Here is a 25,321-nt window from a genome sequence, read left to right on the forward strand (position 1 = left end):
TCCGACCGACAGACGTCGTGCCATTCGAGTCTGCATGTTTGGACGGATAGGGATTCAGGTTCGCCTCCGGAGACTGGTGATGAAGTCTCGGAGTACATCTCGGGCGACGCCTCCGCTGTGTTGTCCATGGGTGGGAGACTTTGATTCTCGCCAAGGCTGTCATTGTGCTCGGGGCCACATGCTCCCAGCATCAGTGCACAGCTCAACATCCACAAGAATGTCCGATTGGGGATCGACATGGTTCAGGCCAGGGGTTGAAGAAGAGACCCTGGTCATAGGGGAGAGCCAGGGCGGCCAGATACTGCATCCAGTGTCTGGTTGCTCTGAGAATGGAGCCCGGGTTGGCCGGTTGGCCACTGTCTGGGATGACCGGGTCGCTATCTGCTGCCGGACATTCCCTATTCGTGGTCGACGCAGAGGGGATGGGGTCCCTGCTCGGGCACGGCCCGTCTGGGCCCTGTGGGCATGATCTCTGGCCCGTGAAGCAGTTCGTCGTCCTGCGAGGTCGACGTAGACGTGGGCGACCACTCAGGGTGAGAGTTTGCATCCATGACGACCGTGAACATCAAGATTCTCTGGCCGCATGAAGCCATCCGGGCTCGTCCGGGGATGTACTTGGAGGGTGCCTCTGATCCGTGCTCGCAGGCCGAGGTGTTGCTCAAGTTGACTGTCGAGAGCATGGCCATCACAGGAAATGGTGCCGAGCGGCTTCCGGTCGTGCTCCGGCTCTGGCCAGGCCCCGCATTCGAGATGACCTGCCCCTGGCAGTGTTCTTCGTCCGAGTTTCTTGGCCGTGGGCGCTCCACCCTCAGTTCCGTCGAGTGGAGAATGTTGAACCTTTTCGCGGGGGGCCCAAGGACTTGGGAGTTCCTCGATGGCCACGGCATTCTACTCAGTGCGTTGTCATCCCGCGTACTCCTGCAGGTCTCGAACGGAGAGCGATGCTGCGAGAGTGCCTATTCTCGAGGCGGCCTCATCTCTCCCTTGCAGGACTCAAGGACAGGCCCGTCGAACGGCTCGCGCGTCGTGTTCGAGCTGGACCCACTCTTCTTCAATGATGCAGCGAGAGCGCACGTGCACTCGGATGAAGTGCTCGACGCCCTCGCGGCCCGGTTCTCCTGGCTGACCATCGCCCAGCGCGCATCGGACGTTCGCGCGGGCGACCCGTGGTCGCCGTGAGCCTCTCTACGCGATGATGTTCGGCTTGCCCGGCTGCCCGGGAGGCGGCGGGTCGTGAATCCCCGGCGGCGAGATGTCAGGAGGCAGGGGAGGCTCGATCTCCGGCGGCTGCTTGCGCGGCGGCTCCTCGGCGGGAGGCTGCCGGAAGGGCGGCTCATGCTGGGGCTGCCGAGGGTCCGGCTCCTTGACCGGCGCGTTGGGCTCGGGCTCGGGAGGCAGGGGCGTCGGGTGCGGAGTCCCGGGGATCAGCGGCTGCTGCGTGGGCATTCTTGCGGCGCTCCTTGAAGAGATTCGGTCCGTCTGCCCGCTCAAGGTGTGCACGCCCAGCCATGCGGGCACCTTCCCGCACACGCTCGCGTGGGCCACCCAGGCTCTCGTGGCCCTCACGCGCGGGGGCCGTGCTCACGGGGCCCGGCTCGGACGTCCCGTGGTTGCTGCATCGCGCCATGTCCGCCGTCAGGTTCTCCCGATGGGACTTATCGACAACCCAACAGGAGGCACTTCATGAAGGCAGCCATTTGGGGGCTCGGGGGACTGGGGCTGGGCGTGGGGCTGATGTACTGGAGCGATCCACGCAGCGGCCGCTGGCGCAGGTCTCATCTGCAGGGCAGGGCCGTGCACGCCGCCCACGAGGCCAGCTCCGCGGTCGACGTCGTCCGCCGCGACCTGGCCCAGCGCTCGCGAGGCCTGTTCTTCGAGTCCGTCAGTCGCTTCCGCTCGGAGCCCGTCGACGACGTCACCCTCACCGAGCGTGTCCGCGCGGCCCTCGGACGGGTCTGCTCGCATCCGGGCTCCGTGAAGGTGTCCGCAAGGGACGGCATCGTCACGCTCGAGGGCTCCATCCTGCTCGAGGAGCTCAAGTCCGCCGTTCCCTACCTCGGCCGCGTCCGAGGCGTGCGCGGCGTGGACAATCGACTGCTCCCCTTCGCCCAGCCCGGCCGCCAGTCCGAGCTCCAGGGCGGCATCGCGCGGCGACGCCCCTTCGGCTCCAGGCACTGGTCCCCCTCGTCACGCTTCTTCGGCGCGCTCGGAGGTATCTCCCTCGCATCCTGGGCGCTCCAGCAACGCGGTGTCCTGGGCTCGCTCCTGGGACTCGGCGGCGCGGTCCTCGGCATCCGCGCGCTCAGCAACCTGGAGCTGCGCCGGCTCACGGGTATCGGCGCGGGGCCTCGCGCCATCACCCTGCACAAGGACATCACCGTGAACGCGCCCGTGGAGGAGGTCTTCGCCTTCTGGGACGCGATGCAGAACTTCCCGCGCTTCATGACCCACGTGGACGAGGTGCGCGTCGACGAGCGCGGTCGCTCCCGCTGGAAGGTCCGTGGCCCCGCCGGTCTCCACTTCGAATGGGAAGCCGTCGTCACGAAGCGAGTGCCCAACCAGCTCCTCGCCTGGAAGAGCGTGAAGGGCACCTCCGTGGAGAACGCCGGCGTCATCCACTTCGAGCCGACCGCGAAGGGCGGCACCCGCGTGGACATCCGCCTGTCATACAACCCGCCTGCCGGCGCCATCGGCCACGCCTTCGCCCGGCTGCTGGGCGTCGACCCCAAGCGGCAGATGGACGACGACCTCCTGCGCTTCAAGTCCCTGCTCGAGCGCGGCAAGGCCACCGGCCACGAGACCGTGACGCGCGAGTCCCTGGCCCCGAACCGGAGCGGGCGGACCTCCCTGATGCACTGACGCGCCGTCGTCACGCAGGATTTGCGCGCCCTGGGCCATGAGCTCCGAGGCGCGCATTTCTTGCGCGCCACCGGGTCGCCCGGACCCGCTGCGGGCTGGCGCGGTGCTTGCTGCGGAGTTGCTCGTCCGATGTGGGGCGAGCGGTTAATGTCCGCCCCGAAACCATGGCGGAAACCTTGTTCGAGGAGCTGAAGCGGTACGTGGGGTTCGGAGCGCGGGACGAGCTGTCACTCGTCGGCCTCCACTCCCTCGCGAAGCCGCACTTCCCCCGCATCGCGCGCGTCTTCTACGACCGCATCCTGGAGCACGAGGGCGCCCGCCAGGCGCTCGAGGGCGGCGAGAGCCAGGTGGGCCACCTGCGAGGCACGCTCCAGGTGTGGATGGACCAGCTGCTGCGCGGCCCGTGGGATGAGGCGTACTTCGCGCTGCGCTGCCGCATCGGCCGCATGCACGTGCGAATCTCCCTGGAGCAGCACTACATGTTCGGCGCGATGAACGTGCTGCGCCAGGAGCTCAACGCCATCATCGACACGGCGTTCACCACCCAGCCCCAGGTGCTCCACGACACGCGCGCGGCGCTCGGCCGCATCCTGGACCTGGAGCTGGCCATCATGCTCCACACCTACCGCGAGGACCTGCTCGCGCAGCAGGCGCGCACCGAGCGCCTGGCCACCTTCGGCCAGCTCGTCGGCTCCATCGGCCACGAGCTGCGCAACCCGCTGGGCGTCATCGAGACCTCGCTCTACATCCTGCGCAGCCGTCAGGGCGCCACGGTGGACGAGCGCACCGCCAAGCACCTGGACCGCATCGGCGAGCAGGTGGGCATCGCCAACCACATCGTGTCCGACCTGCTCGACATGATTCGCGACCGCCCCCTCCAGCGGCAGGAGGTCTGGTTGGACGAGGTCTGGCAGGAGGCCCTCAAGGCCGTGGTCCGCCCCGAGAACGTCCGTGTCAGCGCGGAGGGCCTGGTGTCCCTGCCCGCGGTGCACGGTGACGCGGGGCAGCTGCGCCAGGTGTTCGTCAACCTGCTGGAGAACGCGGTGCAGGCGCTCGAGGAGTCCGGCGGGGACATCTCGCTCCACGGCTCGACGAGCGACGCCGGTCAGGTGGAGCTGGTGCTGGAGGACTCGGGGCCCGGCCTCAGCGAGGCCATCCGCGAGCGCCTCTTCGAGCCGCTGATGACCACGAAGGCGCGGGGCATCGGTCTGGGCCTGCCGCTCGTGCGCCGCATCCTGGAGCGGCACGGCGGCTCCATCACCTACGCGCCCCGGGCCGGCGCGGGTGCCCGGTTCGTGCTTCAGCTCCCCAAGTCCCCCGAGGAGGGCACTCGTGCGACGCTACCTCCTGCTCGATGACAACCGGGCGTTGGCGGAGAACCTCGCCGAAATCCTCCGCGACGAGGGCCACCAGGCCACCGTCGTCTCCACGGGCGACGAGGCCCTGCGCGCGGTGGGCGCCACGCGCTTCGACGCGCTGGTGACGGACATGCGCATGCCGGGGATGAGCGGCGCGGACGCGGTGCGCTGCATCCGGCGCGTGGACCCGGGCATCGCCACCGTCGTCATGACGGCCTATCCCCGCGAGGACGACCTGGAGACCGCGCGGCGTGAAGGGCTGCTCGCGGTGCTGCCCAAGCCCGTCCCCATCTCCACGTTGATGGAGCTGCTCGCCAACGCACGACGCGACGGCCTGGTGGTGGTGGCCGAGGACGACCCGGCGCTCAGCGACAACCTCTCCGAGCTGTTGCGCGCCAGGGGCTTCTCGTGCGTGACGGTGAGCTCCGCGCTGGACGCGGACCTGCTCTCCTGCGCGATGCCGTTCGCCGCGCTGGTGGACCTGCGCATGCCGGGAGGCCCGGACGGCGAGGCGCTGCGCCGCCTGCGCGCGCGCTTCCCCAGTCTGTCCACCTTCGTCATGACGGCCTGGCCGGACCTGGCGCCCCTCGGCGAGGGCGTGGACGTCTACTCGAAGCCCTTCGACACCGGCGCGCTCATGGGCGCGCTGGAGACCGCGCACGCCGCGCGCCCCGTGTCCTCTCCATGACCGAGCCCAACTCCCAGTCCCCCGCGCGGGTCCTCGTCGTGGACGACAACGCGGCGTTCCTGGACAACCTCGATGAGCTGCTCGGCGACGCGGGCTACGTGGTGCACGCGGCGTCGACCTGTCGGGGCGCACGGGAGAAGGCTCGCGACGGGTTCGACGTGGCGCTGGTGGACCTGCGGCTGCCGGACGGAGACGGCACGGCGCTGGCGGCGGAGCTGAAGGAGGGCTCGCCGGACTCGGAGGTGGTGCTGCTCACCGGCTTCGCCACGCTGGAGACGGCGGTGGCGGCGGTGCGCGCGGGCGCGTGCGCCTATCTCATGAAGCCCTGCGCGCCGCGAGAGCTGCTCCTGACGCTGGAGCAGGCGATGCGGCAGGTGCGGCTGCACGCGGAGAAGCGGGAGCTGGCCCGACGCGCGCAAGTGACGGAGAAGCTGGCCGCGGTGGGGACCATGACGGCGGGGCTGTCCCACGAGATTCGCAACCCGCTCAACGCCGCGGCCCTCCAGCTGTCCGTGCTGGAGCGTCGGGTGCGCAGGCTGCCGGACCACCAGCAGGGCACGTTGCTGGAGCCGCTCCTGCTCGTGCGCGACGAGATTCGCCGGCTGGACCACATCCTGGAGGACTTCCTCCAGTTCGCCCGGCCCCGTGAGTTCCGCCCCGGCTCCGTGGACGTGAAGGCGCTGGTGCGCCGCGTGGTGGACCTCTTGAGCAGTCAGGCGGAGACGCGCAAGGTGTCGCTGACGCAGGTGGTGCCGGAGTCGAACCTGCCCGCGCTCTCCGGTGAGGAGGAGCGACTGCGGCAGGTGCTCATCAACCTGTGCCTCAACGCGCTGGAGTCCACGCCCGCCGGAGGCCACGTGACGCTCACCGTGGGCACCGAGGACACGCGCGTGTGGCTCACGGTGGACGACACGGGCTCGGGCGTCCCGGAGGCGATGAGGGACCGCATCTTCGAGCCCTTCTTCACCACCAAGGCGCAGGGCTCCGGGCTGGGGCTGCCCATCGTCCACGCCATCGTCACGCAGCACGGCGGGACGCTGGAGGTGGGCACCGCACCGAGCGGCGGCGCCCGCTTCCTCCTGCGGCTCCCGATGGCGCGCTAAGTAGGTCGCCACAAGTTCCGAGACAAATGCAGGGACCTTGCCCGTTCCCGCTCCGCCTCGGATTCGCTCAGGAACATTTGGCGATCTACTTAGGGCGACGCGCCACCGGGGGCTTCACGTCACTTCAGAAGCCGGCGACGGGAGGCGTCGCCACGCTGGACGCGGAGACGCTCGCGCAGAGGATGCAGGCGCTCTGGCTGGAGCCGTCCGCGCGCTTGCCGGGCTTGTCCGCGCTGGCGAGCTGCTGGTCCCTGCCGCCACCGGGCTCGTTGGTGAACCAGATGTCGAACTCGTAGTGCACGGGCACCGGCTTGCCGTCGAGCGTCGCGGGCTCGTAGCGCCACGTCGTCAGGGTGCGGATGACGCCTTCCTCCAGACCGGAGAGGCTCTGCAGCGACTTGCAGTTGGTGACGCTGCCCTCGGCGGTGATGGTGCACCGGGTGACGATGGAGCCCTTGGGGACGGCGGAGATGCGCGAGCGCAGGTTCTGGGTGATGTCCTGGAAGGCGAGCCGCTGCCCGGACACGAAGCGGGGCGGGGTGATGCCGGGCCCCAGCGTGAAGGCGCCGTCGTCCTCCGGTTGGGGACGGGGCGGCGTCGGCGCGGCGGGCGGCGTCGTGGCCGGAGTGAGCGCGGGCAGCGCCGCGGCCATCACCTGCATCGAGATGCTGTCGTGCTCCACCTGCGCTTCGTCCACCGGGGCTTCGTCCACCGGCGTCTCGTGGCTCTCCACGGCCACGGCCTCGGAGGGGACGGAGGGCTCCACGTCGAGCGGGTAGGGCGTCCTGGGGAGCTGCGTGCGCGCAATCCCCTGCGTGTCGGGGATGAGCAGCGGCCGGGGGCTGGGCTCGCGCGCCTTGCGAGGCGCGGTCGAGACCTTGTGGAGCACGCGCGTCGGACGGCTGGGCGTCTTGGAGGTCAGGTCGAGCGGGAGGATGCGGGGCGCCGGAGCCACCAGGGGCCGATGCACGGGCGGGGTGACCTCCGTGAAGGCGCGCTCGTGCTTCGCCACCGGCGCCACGTCCAGGGCCTGGGGCGCCACGGCCATCGCCGTCATCGGCACCTGTGAGGAGCCCAGCGCCACGGCGAGCGCCGCGCCACCCAGTCCACTCACCAGCCGCCACGAGCGACGAGGCGCCCGCGTGTCGGGGACCGACAGCAGCCGCCGGATGCGGCCCAGCAGCGAGCCCCCATCCGCGCCCAGCGCGAGCAGCGCGGACGGCGGCGCGCGCAGTTGCTCGATGTGCGCCAGCGCGCGGGCGTAGAGGACCGCGTCGCCACACGACTGCACGGCCTGGTCATCGGCGCAGTGCTCGCGCTCCTCGCGGATGCGGTGGGACAGCCACCAGACGGCCGGGTGGTAGAACAAGAACGTCTCCACCAGCGCCTGGAGCAGGTTGACCAGGTAGTCGTGCCGCTGGATGTGCGCGAGCTCGTGGGAGAGCACCGCCTCCAGCTGCTGCGGCGACAGCCCGGTGATGGCCCCCGCGGGCACGAGGATGAGCGGACGCCACAGGCCGATGACCTGGGGCACGTCGATGCGCGTGGACGCCATCAGCCGCACGGGGCGCGACATCCGCAGCTTCGCGAGCGCGCGCTCCATTGCCTCGCGCCAGACGCTGTCGGGCTCGCGGGTGTGCAGCCGCGACAGCCGCTGCGCCGCGTACCAGGAGACGAGCGTCCGGGCCGACAGCAGCAGCACGCCGGCGCACCACGCCGGCAGCAGCCAGGGCCGCAACAGCTCCAGCCAGGTCACGGTGACCTCGGCCGTGGGCGCCAGGTCCGCCACCACGACCTCGCGGGCCACCGCCGCCGGAGCGAGCGCCTGGGGGGCGAGGCCCAACGAGGCCGCCGCGGCCGGACCCTCCATGAGGGCCCTCAGGAAGGTCACGAGCGGCAACACCGCCATGGTCGCGAGCCCCAGGCACGCGACGACATAGCGCCCCTTCGCCGAGCGGCGCGACATCATCGCCAGCAGCCCCGCCACGACGAGGGCCACCGCGCCGCCCTGCCAGACGAAGTCGATGAGGGCCCGTTCCAGCGCGTCCAGCACGTGCATCACTTCCCCCGCCTCTCGTGCTCGTCCAGCAGCTTCCGGATCTCCGCCAGCTCCTGCGCCGAGGCCCGCTTCATCGACAGGGCCTGGGCGACGACGCTCGACGCCGAGCCCCCGAAGGCGCGGTCCATCAGGTCTCTCAGCAGGTCACGCTGCGTGCGCTTCTGGCTGAGGGCCGCCTCGTAGACGTGCGTGCGCTCACTCTCGTCGCGCTGCACGAGCCCCTTCTCCGTCATGTTCTGGAGGAGCTTGAGGACGGTGGTGTAGCCGGTGTCCTTCTCCTGCGTGCCTCGGAGGGACTCATGCACCTGCCGCACGGTGCTGGGCCCCAACTGCCAGAGGACTCGGAGGATGGCCAGCTCGGCGCGCGTCGGCTGCGGTGGAACGGGCGTCATTCGCGAAAGTATTACGACGTATGTCGTATCTGTCAACGACACTCGTCGTAGATGCCCAGGGACGGGACACCGCGTCAGCGCGGGAGGACGGGTGTCCCGGGGCGCGGCTCAGGACTCCGCGGCCAGGTCCGGGCCGTTGGGCTCGTCGCCGTCGAGCCGGGCGTGGGCGCCGTCCGACTGGGCGCCGTACTCCTTGAGGCGGTACTGGATCTTGCGCACGCTGATGCCCAGCACCTCCGCCGCGCGCGAGGTGGAGCCCTGCACCATCTCCAGCGTGCGCAGGATGGCCTCCCGCTCGATGGCGGCCAGCGTGGCGCCGGGGATGAGCGAACCCTGGCTGGTGCCCGAGGGCCGGGGGCCGCGCAGGACCGGGGGCAGGTCGTCGGTGGTCAGCTCCTGGCCCTGGGTGAGCACCACCGCGCGCTCGATGGCGTTCTCCAGCTCGCGGATGTTGCCCGGCCAGTCGTGCGCGAGCAGGGCCTGGAGCGTGCCCGGGGCCAGCCCCCGGACCTGCTTGCCGTAGGAGTCGCCGTACTTCTCCAGGAAGTGGTTCACCAGGGCGGGGATGTCGCTCTTGCGCTCGCGCAGGGCCGGGAGCGTCACGCTGACGACATTGAGCCGGTAGTAGAGGTCCTCGCGGAAGCGGCCCGCCTTCACCTCCGCGGCCAGGTCGCGGTGCGTGGCGGCCACGATTCGCACGTCCACCTTGAGCGTCTGGGTGCCGCCCACGCGCTCCAGCTCGCGCTGCTGGAGCACGCGCAGCAGCTTCACCTGCACGGTGGGGGAGATCTCCCCGATTTCATCCAGGAACAGCGTGCCGCCGTCGGCCAGCTCGAAGCGGCCCTCCTTGCGCGCGATGGCGCCGGTGAAGGCGCCCTTCTCGTGGCCGAACAGCTCGCTCTCCAGCAGGTTCTCGGACAGCGCGGCGCAGTGCACGCGGATGAAGGGCTTGTCGCGGCGGGGCGACTCCTGGTGCAGCGCCTGGGCGATGAGCTCCTTGCCCGTGCCGGACTCGCCCAGGATGAGCACCGTGGCGCGCGTGCTGGCCGCGCGGCGGATGACGTCGTAGATGCCCTGCAACTGCGGCGACTCGCCGATGATGTCGTGGAAGCGCCGCACGCGGGTGCGGACCTGGTCCCTGAGCGCCTCCGCCTCCTGGCGCAGGCTGCGCTTCTCCAGGGCCTTGGACAGGGTGACGAGCACCTGGTCCGCGTCCAGCGGCTTGAGCAGGAAGTTGTCGGCGCCGGACTTCATCGCCTCCACCGCCATCTCCACGCTGGCGAAGGCCGTCATCATGACGAACGTGGCGTCGCTGCCCTGCTCGCGCGCGGCGCGCAGCAGGCTCAGGCCGTCCATCTTCGGCATGCGCACGTCGGTGAGCACCACGGCGGGGGAGAAGTCCGCCACGCGCGCGAGCGCCTCGGCGCCGTCGGCGGCCTCGGCCACGTCGTAGCCCTCCTCGTTCAGGATGGTGGCGATGGCTTTGCGGGCGTTGTCCTCATCGTCGACGACCAGGATGCGCTGAACGGACATGGGCGGGGGCTCGGGGTCAGGGGAGTGCGAGACTTGTGGGTTCGCGAACGACGGGGCGGGCGGCGCGGGCGTGCCACGTCTCCACCACGGGCTCGATGCGCGGGGATATCTGGATGACGGAGCTGGGGAAGCAGTGCGCGGGCAGCTCCGCGAAGATGCGGCGTACCACCTCCGCCTCCGCATCGGTGGCCACGGCCACGTGGGGGCGGACGATGATGTCAGTGAGGTGCGGCGCCTGGCCGGGGCTCGCCACCAGCCGGGCCACCGCGCAGCTCTGGTAGAAGAGGATGGACACCTCCGCTTCGCGCGCGCGCTCCAGGAAGGCCAGCAGCGTGCGGCCCTCGACAGCGCCCACCAGCAGCGTCTCCGGGGCCCAGCGGCCGGCCTCCGTCGCGCCTGGCTCCACCAGGGGCAGGCCGATGGGAACGGGGGGCGCACGGTCGCTCGTCAGGACGGCACCGTGGTCGCCTTGCCAGTAGAGACGCGTTTCGTACTCTGTGACGGTAACGGACGTCATGGGCGCTCCTCCCGCAGAGCCTTGTGCCGGCATTGCCCCTTCAACCCGTGTGCCGGGACAGTGCTTCATGGTGGACCCAGGCTTCGTCCTGGAGTCCTGGAGGTGCGGGCGAGGGTAGCTCATGGCAGCCCGAAGATTCGCAGGACCCAGGGGCCTGTCGCGCTGACCAGCAGACAGCCGGCCACCATGAGGGGAAGTCCCAACCGCAACAGCTCCGAGGTCTCCAGTCCTTCTCCCGCGGCCATGGCGTTGGGAGGGGTGCTGATGGCGAAGGGGATGCCGAAGGCGCACCCCATGGCGACGAGGATGGGCGTGGACGCGGAGGGCTCCACGCTGAGCGCCAGCGGCATGAGGAGCGCGGCGGTGCCGGTGTTGCTCATGAGCGCGGACAGCGCCGCGGCGACGACGACGAGCGCGCCGAGTCGGGCCGACGGGGGCCAGGTTGCAAGGCTCGCGCCGTCGAGCGCGTGGGCCACCAGCCCCGAGTGCTCCAGCAGCTTCCCCAGCCCCAGCCCTCCGGCGATGAGCAGCAGGGTGGACCAGTCGAGCTTCTTGAGGTCCTCGCGCTCGAGCAGGCCCGTGCCGAAGAGCAGCGCGGTGGCTCCCAGGGCGACCACGGGAGCGGGCACGCCGTGCACGGGCTCCGACAGCCAGGCCACCACGCACGCGGCGCTGACCCAGAGGACCTTCCGGCCTCGGCCATCCAGCGGACGTGTCACCTGTGCGGGCAAGGACAGGGTGCCGCCCAGGCGGAAGCGCAGCAGCACCAGTCCGAAGCCCAGCACGAGCATCAGCGCCGTGAGGGGCAGGGCGAACGCCATCCAGCCCGCGAAGGTGACGTGCGCGTAGGCGCTCGCGGCGGACACCGCGAGGGCGTTGGGGCCGCTGCCCACGGGCGTGGCCATGCCGCCCAGGTTCGCGCCCAGCGCCACGCCCGCGAGCAGGGCGGGCCGCAGGGACGTGCCGGGAGGCGAGGTGTGGAGGACGGGACGGAGCGCGGCGAGCATCATCGCCGCCGCGGCGACGTTGGACATCCACATGGAGAGGAAGGCCACGCCGCCCATGACGAACAGGAGGAGTAGCCGGGGGCGTCCGCGCGACAGGCGCACCACGTGGCCCGCCACGGCGGAGTCGAGGCCGTGACGCATCGCCGCGACCTCGAGCGTGAAGCCGCCCAGGAAGAGGATGAGCACGGGGTCCGCGCACCAGGTGAGCACGGACGAGAGCGCGTAGTCCTTCCCCAGCGGACCGAGCACCACCGGCGTCGCCCCGAGGAGCAGGAGGGTGGGGACGAACGGCGGGACCAGCTCGGTGAGCCACAGCACGAGGCAGACGCCGGCCACCAGCACCGTGCGCGACGCGACCTCGCCCTGCACCCCGAACGCGGACAGCCACGCCACCGCACCCAGCCCCACCAGTGCCAGCGCGGGCCGCACCCAGCGCCGCCCGGGAGGCAGGGGCGCCGTGTCGGGCGCCGGAGAGGTGTGGGCCTCGGCGTCACGTATCGAGGCGAGGGGAGCGTTCATGGTGGGAGTCGGTTGCGCGGTGGAGCGAGGGCCCGCGTCGGGGGCGCGTTCGTGGCCGAGGCCCATCGACGCGAGGGAGCATCGTCGGACCCGGAAGGCGCCCCGCGAGGGAGCAGCCGACGTGGCACTGCGGCCCCACGTCGAAGAACTCAGGCGTTGAACTCGCGCGCCAGCTCGCGGCGGTCCTTGTCCTCGATGAGGTGTTGCGCGTAGCGCACCAGGTCCGCCTCGGTGATGAGGCCCAGCAGCGTGCCGTCGCTGCTCACCACCGGCAGGCAGCCGAACTTGTTGCGCAGCATCATCACCACCGCGTCGCGCAGGGAGGCCTCGGGCGCGACCGTCGTCACCTCGCGCGTCATGATGTCCGCGGCCCACAGCGGCTGCGCGGCCGGATCATTCGCGCTCGTGGCCGCCGCCCGCAGCAGGTCGCGGTGGGTGATGAGCCCCACGAGCTTCCCCTGGCGCACCACGGGCAGATGCCGGATGCGGTGCAGCCGCAGCAGCTCTTCCGCCTTGCCCAGGTTCTGTGTTTCCTTGAGCGTGACCACCTCGCGTGTCATCAGCTCTCCGACGATCTGCATGTGTGGCGCTCTCCGGGTGAGTGTGGATGCCTCCAGGAGGCATTGCAGGACGGGGGCCAGCCCCGGTTCCCTCGGGCAACGGTGATTGCGGCCTGTGGCGCGCGCAAGGTTTGCGCGTCGAGGGGTCGTCCCGCATTCCTTGCGCCTGACTGTTCGCCGGTCGGCGCCTGGCTCCGCCCCCAGGCCGGGTTGAACCCCGTCCCCATGTGCGCTAGATGCTCACCCAGTCGCTAGGGGTGCCCCTTGGAAGGGGCTGAGACGGCCGCGCGGCGCGGCCAACCCTTGGAACCTGAACCGGGTCATACCGGCGGAGGGAAGCGGCCCGAAGCTTCCTTCCGGAGGCTTCGTCTGCCTTCCCGCCCGTCCTCGAGGAGAGAGAGATGAGCGGAGCATCCAAGAGCCTGAAGGTCGATGGGAAGCTGTTGGAGGGCATCAGTCGAGGCCCCCTCCCTGCCTCCCGCAAGGTGTACGTGAGCGGGGCGCTGCACCCGGACGTGCGCGTCCCCCTGCGCGAGATCTCGCAGACCCCCACGCGGCATGGCCACGGGCCGGACGCGCGGCAGACGCCCAACCCCCCGGTGCACGTCTATGACTCCAGCGGTCCGTACACGGACCCGGAGGCGGACATCGACCTGCGCCGGGGCCTGGCGGCGACGCGCGAGCCGTGGATCCACGCGCGAGGCGACACGCGCGAGCTGGAGGGAATCACCTCCCAATACGGCCTCCAGCGCGAAGCGGACCCTCGGCTCGCGGGGCTGCGCTTCGGCCACCGCCGCAAGCCGCGCGTGGCGCGAGCGGGCAGCAACGTCACCCAACTGCACTACGCCCGGCGCGGCGTCATCACCCCGGAGATGGAGTACGTGGCGCTGCGGGAGAACCTGCGCGTGGAGGCGTCGCTCGCCGCGCAGCACCCCGGACACTCGTGGGGCGCGGCCATCCCGCGCGTCATCACCCCGGAGTTCGTCCGCGACGAGGTGGCCCGGGGCCGCGCCATCATCCCCGCGAACATCAACCACCCGGAGCTGGAGCCGATGATCATCGGCCGCAACTTCCTGGTGAAGATCAACGCGAACATCGGCAACTCCGCCGTCACCTCCTCCATCGAGGAGGAGGTGGAGAAGATGGTCTGGTCCATCCGCTGGGGCGCGGACACCGTGATGGACCTGTCCACCGGGCGCAACATCCACGAGACGCGCGAGTGGATCCTCCGCAACGCGCCGGTGCCCATCGGCACGGTGCCCATCTACCAGGCGCTGGAGAAGGTGGGCGGCAAGGCGGAGGACCTCACCTGGGACATCTACCGCGACACGCTCATCGAGCAGGCCGAGCAGGGCGTGGACTACTTCACCATCCACGCCGGCGTGCTGCTGCGCTACGTGCCCCTCACCGCCAGGCGCCTGACGGGCATCGTCAGCCGAGGCGGCTCCATCCTCGCCAAGTGGTGCCTCGCGCACCATCAAGAGAACTTCCTCTACACGCACTTCGAGGAGATCTGCGAGATCATGAAGGCGTACGACGTCAGCTTCAGCCTGGGGGACGGGCTGCGGCCGGGCTCCATCGCCGACGCGAACGACGCGGCGCAGTTCGGCGAGCTGGAGACCCTGGGCGAGCTGACGAAGATCGCCTGGAAGCACGACGTGCAGACGATGATCGAAGGCCCGGGCCACGTGCCCATGCACCTCATCCAGGAGAACATGACGAAGCAGCTCGCCGTGTGCGGCGAGGCGCCGTTCTACACGCTGGGGCCGCTGACGACGGACATCGCGCCCGGGTACGACCACTTCACCAGCGGCATCGGCGCGGCGATGATTGGTTGGTTCGGCACCGCGATGCTCTGCTACGTGACGCCCAAGGAGCACCTGGGGCTGCCGGACCGTGACGACGTGAAGGAGGGCGTCATCACGTACAAGATCGCCGCCCACGCCGCCGACCTGGCCAAGGGGCACCCGGGCGCCCAGGCGCGCGACAACGCCATGTCCAAGGCCCGCTTCGAGTTCCGCTGGGAGGACCAGTTCAACCTCGCGCTGGACCCCGAGCGCGCCCGCGCCTTCCACGACGAGACGCTGCCCGCGGAGGGCGCCAAGGTCGCCCACTTCTGCTCCATGTGCGGACCCCAGTTCTGCTCCATGAAAATCACCCAGGACGTTCGCGACTACGCCGCGAAGACCGGAGTCTCCGAGGAGGCGGCGCTGGGGGCGGGGATGGAGGCGAAGGGGGAGGAATTCAAGAAGGCGGGAAGCGAGTTGTATCGCTGAGCAAGAAACCCGGAATCGAGGGCGTCAAACGACGCGGTGCCTCACCTGTCCGAGACGTGACAATCAGAGTGTGTGCATGCCATGGTAGGTGGGCATGGGCGCGGCGTCCGCGCCCTCGATGATCGGGAGGGGAGACTTCATGGAGACTCCGCCGCGGGAACAAGTGGGTTCGTACATCACCGGCACGCCGATGCCGACCCAGGACGAGAAGACGATGGCGCTGATTGCCCATATGGGCACCATCCTGGGCAACTTCGTGGGACTGGGCTTCGCCGTTCCGCTGGTGCTGATGCTGACGAAGGGCAAGGAGTCGTCCTTCATCCGCGAGCACGCGGTGGAGTCGCTGAACTTCCAGATCACCATCTTCATCGCGGCGGTGGTGGCCTCCATCACCCTGTGCGTGGGCATCGGCTTCGTGCTGCTGCCCATCGTCGGCGTGGTGGCGCTGGTGTTCTCCATCATCGCCGGCCTCAAGGCGAACGAGGGTCAGCTGTACAGGTACCCGTTCGCCATCCGGTTGGTGAAGTAGTCCAGCGCGGGGCTCCCCATGGGAGCTCCGGTTGCACCGGGCGGGTCATGCGCGAGTCGCGCGGGCCCGCCCGTCGTGTTCCTGGGGTGCGCGGCCTCAGCCGCCGATGCCCATCATCGACAGCAGGGTGGCGCCGTTGCCGGGCTCGGTGAAGCGGTGGCCCTCCGGCTTGTCGCCCAGCGCCGCGCGGATGGCGCGCGCCAGCTCCACGTCGGTGGCGCCTCCGCGGATGAGCTGGTGCAGCGGCGCCTGCGCGCGTCCTCCCAGGCAGCTCCTCAAGTCCCCATTGGACGCCACGCGCACGCGGTTGCAGCCGCCGCAGAAGTTCTGCGTGAGCGGTGAGATGAAGCCCACGCGGCCCCCCGGCGCGCGCCAGTACCGCGCGGGACCGGAGGTGATGGAGTCCGCGGCCGCGCCCGTCTCCTCGGGCTCCGGTGACAGCTCGAGCCCCTCGCCGCGCAGCCGCTCGATGAGCTCCGCGGTGGGCACGGGCTTGCCCTGGCCGAAGGGCATCAGCTCGATGAAGCGCGGCGTGATTCCCCGCGCGTGCGCGTACTCCACCAGCGCGCGCGCCTCGTCGTCGTTCACCCCGCGCATCACCACGACGTTGAGCTTGAGCGAGCCGTAGCCGACCTGGGCCGCGCGGTCGATGCCGCGCAGCACCGCGTCGAAGTCACCCTGCTTGGAGATGCGCCGGAACGTCTCCGGGGACAGCGTGTCCAGGCTGAGGTTGAGCTGGTCCACGCCCGCCTCGCGCAGCGGCGCGGCCAGTGACTCCAGATGGCTGGCGTTGGTGGTGATGGCCAGGTGCTGGATGCCGGGGATGCCGGAGATGCGCCGGGCGACCTCCAGGATGTCCGGGCGGATGAGCGGCTCGCCGCCGGTGAGCCGCACGCGGCGGATGCCCAGGGCCGCGAAGAGGGCGGCGATGCGCCCCAGCTCCTGCGCGTCGAGCAGGTCCTTCTTCCCGCCCCACGACGCGGGAGAGCAGTACGTGCAGCGGAAGTTGCAGCGGTCCGTGATGCTCAGCCGCAGGTACGTCATGCGGCGCCCCTGCGCGTCCAGCAGGGGCGCAGCGAGTGGATCCGTCTGGAGGGCGGGCATCGTCACGGGCGGCCTGACCTCTTAACAGCCGGCTGGCGGCTGTTCATCTCATTCCCCGACGACGGGCTCAGCCTTCACTGCCTGTCGCCGAGCGGATGACGCTGACCTTCGGCTCGGTGGGCTCGCTCGTCCCCGAGCGCGGGGCGGCGGGGACGTTCTCCAACTCGTCGTCCAGGTCCGTCAGGCGGGCGAGCTCCGCCTCGGCCTCGTTCGCCTCCTGCTCCGCCACGGGGAGCTGGAGCTTCTTCTTCTTCATCTCCTCCTTGATGTGGATGAGCCCTTCCTCGCCGATGTCGAGGAACGCGCGCACCACCTCCGGGTCGAACTGCGTGTTCGCGCAGCGGCGGATCTCCTGGATGGCGTTCGCGAACGTCGTGCCCTTGCGGTACGGCCGGTCGCTCGTCATCGCGTCCAGCGTGTCCGCCACGGCGAAGATGCGCGCGCCGATGTGGATCTCCTGCCGCGACAGGTTGCGCGGATAGCCCGCGCCATCCCAGCGCTCCTGGTGCGACAGCACGATGGCGGACGGCGTGGACAGGAACGGGATGGCCTGGATCATCTGGAAGCCGATCTCCGGATGCTTGCGCATCTCCAGCCACTCGTCCGGCGTCAGCTTGCCCGGCTTGAGCAGCACCGCGTCCGGCACGCCAATCTTGCCGATGTCGTGCAGGAGCGCGCCGCGGCCGATCTCCTCCAGCTCCTTGCCCTGGATGCCCATGCGCCCGGCGATGGCGGACGTGTAGCTGACCACGCGCTGCGAGTGGTCGCTCGTCTCGTGCTCGCGCGCGTCCAGCGCGGCGACCAGGGCCAGCAGCGTGTTCTGGTAGGTGTTGGCGATGTTGTGCAGCGCGCTGCGAAGCTCCGCGGTGCGATCTCGCACCTTGCGCTCCAGCTTCTTCTGGTAGCGCTTCCTCGCCATCTCGATGCGGCGCTTGGCGAGCGCCCGCTCGATGGCCCGGATGAGGTCCGTCAGCTTCGGTGGCTTGAGCAGGTAGTCCACCGCGCCACGGCGCAGACAGTCCACCGCGGACTCCGTGTCCCCATAGCCGGTGAGCATGATGACGGACGTGTCCGGCAGCCGCTCCCGCAGGTTCTCCAGGAGCCAGAGGCCGTCCTTGCCCGGCATCTTCATGTCGCTGATGACGAGCGGGGTGTCCTCTTCGCCCGCCACGTCCAGCGCCATCTCGGCGCCGCTCGCGACGACGCAGTTGTAGCCCTCTTCACGCAAGAGGACCGAGATGACGTCTCGCACGGAGTCGTCATCGTCGACGATGAGGATTCGGGGTGGTGCAGGGGGGATGGCTTCCACGGCGGGAGATTCTAGAGGTTTCCGGGTTTCAATGGCGAATGAGTCAGGGAAATTACCACCTTCCTCCACTTGCAGGTTGACAGTCCAGTGCGGCGGTCCAGAAGGCGACCCTGGCAGGCAGAGCGGGCAGGCGGGCGGAGCCCATCGGGCAGGTGGGATGCAAGGCGTTCAGGCGCGGGCCCGGGTGCCTCCCCGGTCATAGCGGAAGGGGGCGAGGTCCAGGGTGGTGCGCTCCCCGAGGACGGCCTGGGCGACGAGCCTGGCGGTGATGGGGGCCAGGAGGATGCCGTTGCGGAAGTGGCCGGTGGCGAGGAAGAGGCCGGGCGTGGGCCCCTCGCCCAGGTAGGGCCGCTTGTCCTCCGTCCAGGGACGGAAGCCAGCCCACGTCTCCGTGATGGGCGCCGAGCCCAGCTCCGGGCACAGCTCCAGGGCCATGTCGAGGATGCGCGCCAGCCCCGCCGCGGTCACCTGCTTGTCGAAGCCCACCAGCTCCATGGTGCTGCCGGCGATGACGCGCCCGTCCGCGCGCGGCACGACGTAGCCCTTCTCCGAGGTGAGGACGCGCTGCAGCAAAGGCAGGCGCGTCTGGAGCTGGATCATCTGTCCGCGCGCGGGGCGCACCGACTTCGCCTCCACGCCCGCGCCCTGGACCAGGGAGGACCACGAGCCCGCGGCGAGGACGATGGCGTCCGCGCGCAGCACCTCGCCATCCAGGTCCACGCCCACCGCGCGGCCGTCCTCGTGGACGATGCCGCGCACGTAGCCGCTCCGGAACTCGGCGCCCACGCGCGCGGCGGCCATCGTCAGCGCGCGCACCAGCAGCCGGTTGTCCACCTGGTGGTCATCCGGGAAGTGCGCGGCGGCCACGGCCCGGGCGGACAGCTTCGGCTCGAGTGCTCGCGCCTGCTCTCCGTCGAGAAGCTCCGCGCGCAGGCCCATGCCGCGCTGCCACAGGACGGTGGCCTCCAGGTGATGGACGCCGGTGTCGGCGAAGGCGACCTTGAGGATGCCGCAGGGCTTGTAGGCGATGTCCACGCCGGACAGCTCGCGCAGCTCCTCGGCGAAGGCGGGGTAGAGGCCGCGGCTGCGCAGGCACAGGTCGAGGAAGGGGCCCGGACCGTCCGACTCCATCTGGGGGGCGAGCATGCCCGCGGCGGCGCTGCTGGCCTCGGCGCCGGGGATGGAGCGCTCCAGGACGGTGACGCGCGCGCCCGCCTGCCGCAGCCGCAGCGCGATGCCGCAGCCCATGATGCCCCCGCCCACGATGATGACGTCCGAGACTCGCATGGCCTTGCTTCCTGCTCGCCCCGTCGAGGGTTTGCAAGCGGCATGACGCAGGTCGAGTTGACGGCGGGGCACCTTTGCCATTACTGATGGAGCCGTGCGTCTCTCTTCCGTGCATCCCCATCATGCGCATCATCGGCTCGGCCCCGACGGGACCGTTCGCCATGCGCATGCCTGGGTGAGCCACTAGACGCACCACCCTCCCGGCACCTGCCGCAGCGACCGAAGGCCCGTCCCCCCTGGACGGGCCTTTTTTCGTTTCCGCGCGGCCACCCTTCCCCCGCAGTCCCCCGCAGGTCCCCCCATGTTGCTGAAGATCGCTCTTCCCAACAAAGGCCGCCTCTCCGAAGAGGTCCGTGAGCTTTTCAACGATGCGGGCCTGGAGGTCCGCGCCCGAGGCGAGCGCGCGCTCACCGCGTCGCTCGGCGGCGAGTTCGAGGCCATCTTCGTCCGCGCGCAGGACATCCCGGAGTTCGTCGCGGACGGTGCGGCGCACGCGGGCGTCACCGGCTGGGATTTGGTGAACGAGGCGGGTCGTGAGCTCGAGCACCTGATGGACCTGGAGTTCGGACGCTGCCGCCTGGTGGTGGCCGCGCGCGAGGAGAGTGGAATCAGCCACGCCAACGACGTGCGTGACGGCATGCGCGTCGCGTCATGCTTTCCGCGTCTGACGCAGGACTACTTCGCGCGCCGGGGGCAGAGCGTCACGGTGGTGCCCGTGTCGGGCGCGGCGGAGATCGCGCCGCACCTGGGCATCGCGGACATCGTCGTGGACCTGACGTCCACCGGGTCCACGTTGAAGATGAACGGCCTGCGCGAGGTGGCCACCGTGCTGGAGTCCAGCGCGCGGCTGGTGGCGTGCCAGGCGAACGTGCCGGAGGCGCGGAGGAAGCTGGAGGAGCTGAAGCTCGCGCTCGGCTCGGTGCTCGCGGCGCGGGGCAAGCGCTACCTGATGGCGAACGTGCCGAAGGACGAGCTGCCCCGGGTGCGTGAGGTGTTGCCGGGACTCAACGGTCCCACGGTGGTGGACGTGCTGGACGGAGGCCGGTTCGTCGCGGTGCACGCGGTGGTGCCGGCGAAGACCATCTACCGCACCGTCAACGCGCTGAAGACGCTGGGGTGCGAGGGCATCCTGGTCACGCGCATCGAAAGGCTGGTGGCGTGATGATGTCGCTTCCTTCGTTCCTGCGGTACCGGGGGCCGCTGGCCAGCCTCTCGCGTCAGGACCGTCAGCGGTTGTTGGAGCGCGGTGGGGACGTGGACACGCGCATCGCTGCGCGGGTGCGGGAGCTCATCGCGAAGGTCAGGCTGGACGGGGACTGGGCGCTGTTCGAGATGGCGCGGCAGTTCGACCGGGCGGAGCTGTCCTCGCTGGAGGTGCCCCGGGCGCGCTGTGAGCAGGCGCTCGCGTCGCTGGAGCCCTCGGTGGCGCGGGCGTTGGAGCGCGCGGCGCGCAACATCGCTCGGGCCCACGAGGCGCAGAAGCCGCGCGCGGTGGAGGTGGAGACGGAGCCGGGGGTGTTGGTGGGACGCAGGCCCGACCCGCTGGGCCGCGTGGGCGTGTACGCGCCCGGCGGGCGAGCGGTGTATCCGAGCAGCGTGTTGATGGGCGTGGTGCCCGCGAAGGTGGCGGGCGTGGGGGAGGTCATCGTCTGCTCGCCGCCGGGGCCGGATGGCCTGCCGCACCCGAGCGTGCTGGCGGCGGCGGTGCTCGCGGGGGCGGACCGGGTCTTCGCGTTGGGGGGCGCGGGCGCGGTGGCGGCCATGGCGTACGGCACGGAGAGCGTGCCCCGGGTGGACCGCATCGTCGGGCCGGGCAACGCGTACGTGGCGGAGGCCAAGCTCCAGGTGGTGGGCGCGGTGGCCATCGAGGCGCCGGCGGGACCGAGTGAAATCCTCGTCGTCGCCGACGAGACGGCGAGCCCCGAGGCGGTGGCGCGGGAGATGTTGGCGCAGGCCGAGCACGACCCGGATGCCGCGTGCGTGACGGTGGCGCGCGGTGAGGGGGTGGCGGAGGCCGTCGCGGAGCAGGTGCGTCGGCTGGCGGAGGACGCGAAGCGGCAGGAGATCGTCGCGGCGGCGCTGCGCTCCCGGGGCGCGGTGCTGAGCGTCGCCTCGCTGGAGGAGGCGTGGCCGTTCGTGGCGGACTTCGCGCCGGAGCACCTGTTGCTCGCCACGGCCGCGCCCTCCGCGGACCTGGCGAGGGTGCGCAACGCGGGCACCGTCTTCCTCGGTGAGCGCTCGTCGGTGGCGTACGGCGACTACATGACGGGCTCCAACCACGTGCTGCCCACGGCGGGGCTGGCGCGGGCGTACTCGGGCCTGAACCTGCTCGACTTCTACCGGTGGACCACCTACCAGCGCGTCGAGCGCGCGGCCTCCGAGGCGCTGGCGGAGGACGTGGGGCTGCTCGCCGACAGCGAGGGGCTGTTCGCGCACGCCGACGCGGCGCGAGCCTGGAGGGGCGCATGATTCCCCTGCGCGAGTCCTTCCGGGACATCCCCCTGTACTCACCGCCGAAGCGGCCGTGTCGCGTGGACCTGAGCGACAACACGAACCTCTTCGGCGTGCCTCCCGCGGCGGAGCGGGTGCTGCGCGAGTCCCGTCCGGAGTCACTGGCACGTTACCCGCGAGGCTACGCGCCCGACCTGCGCGACGTCCTCGCTTCACGGCTCGGTGTCGGTGTCGGGTGCGTGACGACGGGCTGTGGCTCGGACGACGTGCTGGACAGCGCGCTGCGCGCGTTCCTGGAGCCGGGCGAGGTGCTCGCGTTCCAGGACCCGACGTTCGTGATGATGCCGCTGTTCGCGAAGGTGAACGGCTTGAAGACGGCGCCGGTGCCCCTGCGCGCGGACTTCGACGTGGACCCGGAGGCGCTGCTGGCCACGGGGGCGAAGGTCATCTACCTGTGCTCGCCGAACAACCCCACGGGCACGTCGCTGTCCCGCGCGGCGGTGGAGCACGTGGTGGAGAAGGCGCCGGGCATCGTCATCATCGACGAGGCCTACGTGGAGTTCTCCTCGGCGCCGGACTTCCTGGGCCTGGCGCGCACGCGGCAGAACGTGCTGGTGACGCGGACGTTCTCCAAGGCCTATGGGCTCGCGGGCATGCGGGTGGGATGGGGCGTGGGCAGCCCGGCGCTCATCGCGGAGGTGGAGAAGGCGCGCGGACCGTACAAGCTCACGACATTGGCGGAGTCGATGGCCGTCGCCGTCCTGCGCGAGGACCGGATGTGGGTCGAGGCCCAGGTGGTCGAGGCTCGGAAGAATCGTGAACATCTCCGCGCGGAATTGATGTCGATGGGGCTGTCGCCGCTGCCCTCGGAGGGCAACTTCCTGATGGTGCCGATGCCGGACGCGCTGGGAGTGGCCCAGCGGATGCGTGAGCGGGATGTGAACGTGAGGGCCTTCCAGGGGCTGACCGGCGTGGGGGATGCGCTCCGGATCGGCAGTGGACCGTGGCCCATGCTCGAGGCGGCGCTCGTGGCGCTGCGGGAGTCCTTGCGATGAGAGTCACCCTGTTCGATTACGGCGCTGGAAACCTGCACTCGCTCTCGAAGGCCCTGGCCACGGAGCCGGGCGTGGAGGTCCACGTCGAGGAGGACCCACGCCGGGCAGTGGACACGGATGTGCTCGTGTTGCCCGGTGTGGGGGCGTTCGGTCTCGCGGCGGCGAGGCTGGCGCAGGGGCGGGACACGATGCGTCTGGCGCTGGAGCGAGGGTTGCCGTGCCTGGGCATCTGCCTGGGGATGCAGCTGCTGTTCGACTCGAGCGACGAGGGGGCGGGGAAGGGGCTGGGCTACTTCGCGGGCCACGTGCAGCGACTGGCGGCCCGGCGGGTGCCGCATATCGGCTGGAACCAGGTGGACGAGGACAGCACGTTGTCCGGAGCGAAGCTGGACACCGTGTACTACGCGCACAGCTACGTGTGCCGGGTGGCGGACCCGTCGCTCGTCACCGCGTGGACGACGCACGAGGAGGACCGCTTTCCCGCGGCGGTGCGCCGAGGGAAGGTGGTGGGTGTGCAGTTCCACCCGGAGAAGTCGTCGGCCTCGGGTGTGGCCTTCGTGCGGGCGTTCCTCCGTGAGGTGCGCTCATGAGGGCCATCCCAGCCATCGACCTGCGCGAGGGGGCCTGTGTGCAGCTCGTCGGAGGCTCGTATGACGCGGAGCGGGTGCGAGTGGATGACCCGCTCGACGCGCTTCGGCACTGGCGTGGCTTCGGCTTCCGTTCCTTTCACGTCGTCGACCTGGACGCGGCGCTGGGGCGTGGCTCCAACGCTCGGGTGGTGACGCGACTCACGTCGCACGAGCCGGGGCTCGCCTTCACGGTGGGCGGGGGTGTCCGGGACACCGCGCGGGTGACGGCGCTGCTGGAGGGAGGTGCCTCGGGGGTGGTGGTGGGCACGAGGGCCATCGAGGACGCGGGGTGGCTGGCGGAGGTGACGGAGCGCTTTCCGGGGCGCGTGGTCGTGGCGGCGGACGTGCGCGGGCGGGAGGTGGTGACGCGAGGTTGGACGGCGGGGAGTGGCAGGACGCTGGACCAGGTCCTCGCGGTGCTGGAGCCCTTGGCGCTCGGTGGGCTGTTGGTGACGGCGGTGCACAAGGAAGGACAGCTGGAGGGCGTGGACCTGTCCCTGATGCGCGAGGTGGTGGCGCGCAGTCGTCACCGGCTCTACGCGTCGGGGGGCGTGACGACGATGGACGACCTGCGGGCGCTGGCCTCGGCGGGGGCGTACGGAGCGGTCATCGGCATGGCGCTGTACACGGGACGACTGGATGCGCGTGAAGTCGCGCGGGAGTTCGCGGAATGACCCTGGTCACTCGGGAGACGAAGGAGACGCAGGTGCGCGTGGAGGTGTCGCTCGGTCGCGGGGCGACGCAGGTGGACACGGGGCTCGTGTTCTTCGACCACATGCTCTCCACCTTCGGGCGCTACGCGGGGCTCGACTTGAAGCTGCATGCGCGGGGTGACCTCAAGCACCACCTGATGGAGGACGTGGCGATCACGTTGGGGACGGCGGTGCAGCGGGTGATTCCCGCGACGGCGGCGCGCTTCGCGGAGCGGACCATTCCCATGGACGACGCGCTGGTGCAGGCGTGCCTGGATGCCGGGGGACGCTTCTTCTACGAGGGCCCGCTGAAGAACCGGCTGTACGAGCACTGGATGCGCTCGTTCTGTGAGCACGCGAAGGTGACGCTGCACCTGCGGGTGCTGCGTGGGAAGGACCGTCACCACGTGACGGAGGCCGCGTTCAAGGCGCTGGGGCTCGCGCTGCGGGACGCGATGGTGGATGGCGGCACGGTGTTCAGCATGAAGGGCTCCGTGGCCCTGGAGGTGACGTGATGCTCACGCGACGACTCATCGTCTGCCTGGACGTGAAGGGCGGCAGGGTGGTGAAGGGGGTCCGCTTCGAGGGGCTTCGCGACGTCGGAGACCCGGTGGAGCTGGCGCTGCGCTACGAACGGGAGGGCGCGGACGAGGTGACGTTCCTCGACATCTCCGCGAGCGCGGAGGAGCGCGAGACGCTCTGGGATTTGGTGCGGCGCACGGCGGAGCAGCTGTTCATTCCGCTGACGGTGGGCGGCGGCGTGCGCACGGTGGAGGACGTGGGCCGGGCGCTGCGCTCGGGGGCGGACAAGGTGAGCATCAACTCGGCGGCGGTGGCTCGGCCCGAGCTGCTCACCGAGTGCGCAGAGCGCTTCGGAGCCCAGTGCGTGGTGGCGAGCATCGATGCTCGCAAGGAAGGAGAGCGCTACCGCGTCTACACGCATGGAGGGCGAAGGCCGACCGAGCTGGACGCGGTGACCTGGGCCCAGGTGTGCGTGGCGCGTGGGGCAGGGGAGGTGCTGCTCACGAGCATCGACCAGGACGGCGCGCGTTCGGGCTACGACCTGGAGCTGACCCGGAGGGTGGTGGACGCGGTCGCCGTGCCCGTCATCGCCTCGGGTGGCGCGGGCAGCGCGGAGCACGTGAGGGACGGGCTCACGCGAGGTGGCGCGGACGCGGCGCTGGTGGCGGGCATCCTCCACGATGGGCTCACGACGGTGGGCGCCATCAAGTCGCTCCTGCGCTCGAGCGGCCTGCCGATTCGGAGCACGCCATGACCCGGACCTTTCGCTGCGCGATGCGCGGGTCCGAGGCGCGATGTCTTCCCGACATCGATGCCCCATCGAGGAACACCATCACCCGGTTGCGCCGCGCGAGCCCGCGCCCCGAGGGTTG

24 protein-coding genes and 1 riboswitch are annotated in these 25,321 nt (G+C 70.5%); of the genes, 14 read left to right on the top strand and 10 right to left on the bottom strand.

The window, feature by feature from the left end; translation table 11 throughout:
- The first annotated feature begins 549 nt into the window (after positions 1 to 549).
- Positions 550 to 1,179, top strand: a complete 630-nt coding sequence (locus K8625_RS35100; protein WP_223785142.1) for a hypothetical protein — start codon at positions 550 to 552, stop codon at positions 1,177 to 1,179.
- A gap of 6 nt (positions 1,180 to 1,185) precedes the next feature.
- On the opposite strand, the gene K8625_RS35105 is transcribed toward K8625_RS35100, so the two are convergent.
- Positions 1,186 to 1,446, bottom strand: coding sequence for a hypothetical protein (locus tag K8625_RS35105; protein WP_223785143.1), 261 nt, complete (start codon positions 1,444 to 1,446; stop codon positions 1,186 to 1,188).
- Positions 1,447 to 1,617: 171 nt separating this feature from the next.
- Here K8625_RS35105 and K8625_RS35110 point away from each other — a divergent pair, with 171 nt between their 5' ends.
- From K8625_RS35110 to K8625_RS35125, 4 genes are all read left to right on the top strand, one after another.
- Positions 1,618 to 2,859 carry an SRPBCC family protein gene (locus K8625_RS35110; protein ID WP_370642014.1) on the top strand — a complete coding sequence of 414 codons (1,242 nt, stop codon included), beginning with the start codon at positions 1,618 to 1,620 and terminating at the stop codon, positions 2,857 to 2,859.
- A 164-nt stretch (positions 2,860 to 3,023) separates the two neighbouring features.
- Positions 3,024 to 4,217, top strand: a complete 1,194-nt coding sequence (locus tag K8625_RS35115; protein ID WP_223785145.1) for a sensor histidine kinase — start codon at positions 3,024 to 3,026, stop codon at positions 4,215 to 4,217.
- Positions 4,192 to 4,905 (top strand): response regulator, encoded by a 714-nt coding sequence (locus K8625_RS35120; protein ID WP_223785146.1) that lies wholly within the window; start codon positions 4,192 to 4,194, stop codon positions 4,903 to 4,905. Before K8625_RS35115 ends, K8625_RS35120 begins: the two co-directional genes overlap by 26 nt.
- Positions 4,902 to 6,008 (top strand): sensor histidine kinase, encoded by a 1,107-nt coding sequence (locus tag K8625_RS35125; protein ID WP_223785147.1) that lies wholly within the window; start codon positions 4,902 to 4,904, stop codon positions 6,006 to 6,008. The genes K8625_RS35120 and K8625_RS35125 overlap by 4 nt, the downstream gene beginning before the upstream one ends.
- Before the next feature lie 124 nt (positions 6,009 to 6,132).
- On the opposite strand, the gene K8625_RS35130 is transcribed toward K8625_RS35125, so the two are convergent.
- The 6 genes from K8625_RS35130 to K8625_RS35155 all read right to left on the bottom strand — a co-directional run bounded on the left by K8625_RS35130 (position 6,133) and on the right by K8625_RS35155 (position 12,616).
- On the bottom strand, positions 6,133 to 8,067 hold the full coding sequence (locus K8625_RS35130; RefSeq protein WP_223785148.1) for a M56 family metallopeptidase: 1,935 nt from the start codon (positions 8,065 to 8,067) through the stop codon (positions 6,133 to 6,135).
- Entirely contained in the window at positions 8,067 to 8,459 is a 393-nt protein-coding gene (locus K8625_RS35135) for a BlaI/MecI/CopY family transcriptional regulator (RefSeq protein ID WP_046714442.1), read from the bottom strand. The genes K8625_RS35130 and K8625_RS35135 overlap by 1 nt, the downstream gene beginning before the upstream one ends.
- Before the next feature lie 108 nt (positions 8,460 to 8,567).
- The gene (locus tag K8625_RS35140; RefSeq protein WP_223785149.1) at positions 8,568 to 9,992 is read right to left on the bottom strand and encodes a sigma-54 dependent transcriptional regulator; all 1,425 of its coding nucleotides are present in this window, start codon (positions 9,990 to 9,992) and stop codon (positions 8,568 to 8,570) included.
- A gap of 16 nt (positions 9,993 to 10,008) precedes the next feature.
- Positions 10,009 to 10,509, bottom strand: coding sequence for an OsmC family protein (locus tag K8625_RS35145; protein ID WP_223747616.1), 501 nt, complete (start codon positions 10,507 to 10,509; stop codon positions 10,009 to 10,011).
- A 119-nt stretch (positions 10,510 to 10,628) separates the two neighbouring features.
- Positions 10,629 to 12,035 carry an SLC13 family permease gene (locus K8625_RS35150; RefSeq protein ID WP_223785150.1) on the bottom strand — a complete coding sequence of 469 codons (1,407 nt, stop codon included), beginning with the start codon at positions 12,033 to 12,035 and terminating at the stop codon, positions 10,629 to 10,631.
- A 149-nt stretch (positions 12,036 to 12,184) separates the two neighbouring features.
- A complete protein-coding gene (locus K8625_RS35155; RefSeq protein ID WP_074954787.1) occupies positions 12,185 to 12,616 on the bottom strand; it encodes a CBS domain-containing protein in 432 nt (143 codons plus the stop codon).
- 222 nt (positions 12,617 to 12,838) lie between these two features.
- A riboswitch (TPP riboswitch) is annotated at positions 12,839 to 12,949 on the top strand.
- A gap of 47 nt (positions 12,950 to 12,996) precedes the next feature.
- Here K8625_RS35155 and thiC point away from each other — a divergent pair.
- Complete coding sequence (gene thiC, locus K8625_RS35160; RefSeq protein WP_223785151.1) at positions 12,997 to 14,871, top strand: phosphomethylpyrimidine synthase ThiC; 1,875 nt, start codon at positions 12,997 to 12,999, stop codon at positions 14,869 to 14,871.
- Between the two features lie 139 nt (positions 14,872 to 15,010).
- The gene (locus K8625_RS35165) at positions 15,011 to 15,400 is read left to right on the top strand and encodes a DUF4870 domain-containing protein (RefSeq protein ID WP_223747619.1); all 390 of its coding nucleotides are present in this window, start codon (positions 15,011 to 15,013) and stop codon (positions 15,398 to 15,400) included.
- A 96-nt stretch (positions 15,401 to 15,496) separates the two neighbouring features.
- On the opposite strand, the gene moaA is transcribed toward K8625_RS35165, so the two are convergent.
- The 3 genes from moaA to thiO all read right to left on the bottom strand — a co-directional run bounded on the left by moaA (position 15,497) and on the right by thiO (position 19,100).
- Entirely contained in the window at positions 15,497 to 16,504 is a 1,008-nt protein-coding gene (moaA, locus tag K8625_RS35170) for a GTP 3',8-cyclase MoaA (RefSeq protein ID WP_223785215.1), read from the bottom strand.
- A gap of 67 nt (positions 16,505 to 16,571) precedes the next feature.
- On the bottom strand, positions 16,572 to 17,813 hold the full coding sequence (locus K8625_RS35175; RefSeq protein ID WP_223747620.1) for an HD-GYP domain-containing protein: 1,242 nt from the start codon (positions 17,811 to 17,813) through the stop codon (positions 16,572 to 16,574).
- 168 nt (positions 17,814 to 17,981) lie between these two features.
- Positions 17,982 to 19,100, bottom strand: a complete 1,119-nt coding sequence (gene thiO / locus K8625_RS35180; RefSeq protein ID WP_223785152.1) for a glycine oxidase ThiO — start codon at positions 19,098 to 19,100, stop codon at positions 17,982 to 17,984.
- Between the two features lie 301 nt (positions 19,101 to 19,401).
- Between thiO and hisG the strand changes: the two genes are divergently transcribed.
- The 7 genes from hisG to hisF are packed head-to-tail and all read left to right on the top strand — an operon-like array spanning position 19,402 to position 25,203.
- Positions 19,402 to 20,262 (top strand): ATP phosphoribosyltransferase, encoded by an 861-nt coding sequence (hisG, locus tag K8625_RS35185; RefSeq protein WP_141332745.1) that lies wholly within the window; start codon positions 19,402 to 19,404, stop codon positions 20,260 to 20,262.
- A complete protein-coding gene (gene hisD / locus K8625_RS35190) occupies positions 20,262 to 21,569 on the top strand; it encodes a histidinol dehydrogenase (RefSeq protein ID WP_370642012.1) in 1,308 nt (435 codons plus the stop codon). Before hisG ends, hisD begins: the two co-directional genes overlap by 1 nt.
- On the top strand, positions 21,566 to 22,606 hold the full coding sequence (locus K8625_RS35195) for a histidinol-phosphate transaminase (RefSeq protein ID WP_223785153.1): 1,041 nt from the start codon (positions 21,566 to 21,568) through the stop codon (positions 22,604 to 22,606). The genes hisD and K8625_RS35195 overlap by 4 nt, the downstream gene beginning before the upstream one ends.
- Entirely contained in the window at positions 22,603 to 23,196 is a 594-nt protein-coding gene (gene hisH, locus K8625_RS35200; protein ID WP_223747623.1) for an imidazole glycerol phosphate synthase subunit HisH, read from the top strand. The genes K8625_RS35195 and hisH overlap by 4 nt, the downstream gene beginning before the upstream one ends.
- Positions 23,193 to 23,909: a HisA/HisF-related TIM barrel protein gene (locus K8625_RS35205; protein WP_223747624.1), complete on the top strand. Its 717-nt coding sequence runs from the start codon at positions 23,193 to 23,195 to the stop codon at positions 23,907 to 23,909. Before hisH ends, K8625_RS35205 begins: the two co-directional genes overlap by 4 nt.
- Positions 23,906 to 24,442, top strand: a complete 537-nt coding sequence (locus tag K8625_RS35210; RefSeq protein ID WP_141333024.1) for an imidazoleglycerol-phosphate dehydratase — start codon at positions 23,906 to 23,908, stop codon at positions 24,440 to 24,442. Before K8625_RS35205 ends, K8625_RS35210 begins: the two co-directional genes overlap by 4 nt.
- Positions 24,439 to 25,203, top strand: coding sequence for an imidazole glycerol phosphate synthase subunit HisF (hisF, locus tag K8625_RS35215; protein WP_370640347.1), 765 nt, complete (start codon positions 24,439 to 24,441; stop codon positions 25,201 to 25,203). The genes K8625_RS35210 and hisF overlap by 4 nt, the downstream gene beginning before the upstream one ends.
- Positions 25,204 to 25,321: the final 118 nt, after the last annotated feature.

Origin of the sequence: Myxococcus sp. AS-1-15 (genome assembly GCF_020037055.1) — a bacterium.
Classification (GTDB): Bacteria; Myxococcota; Myxococcia; order Myxococcales; family Myxococcaceae; genus Myxococcus; species Myxococcus fulvus.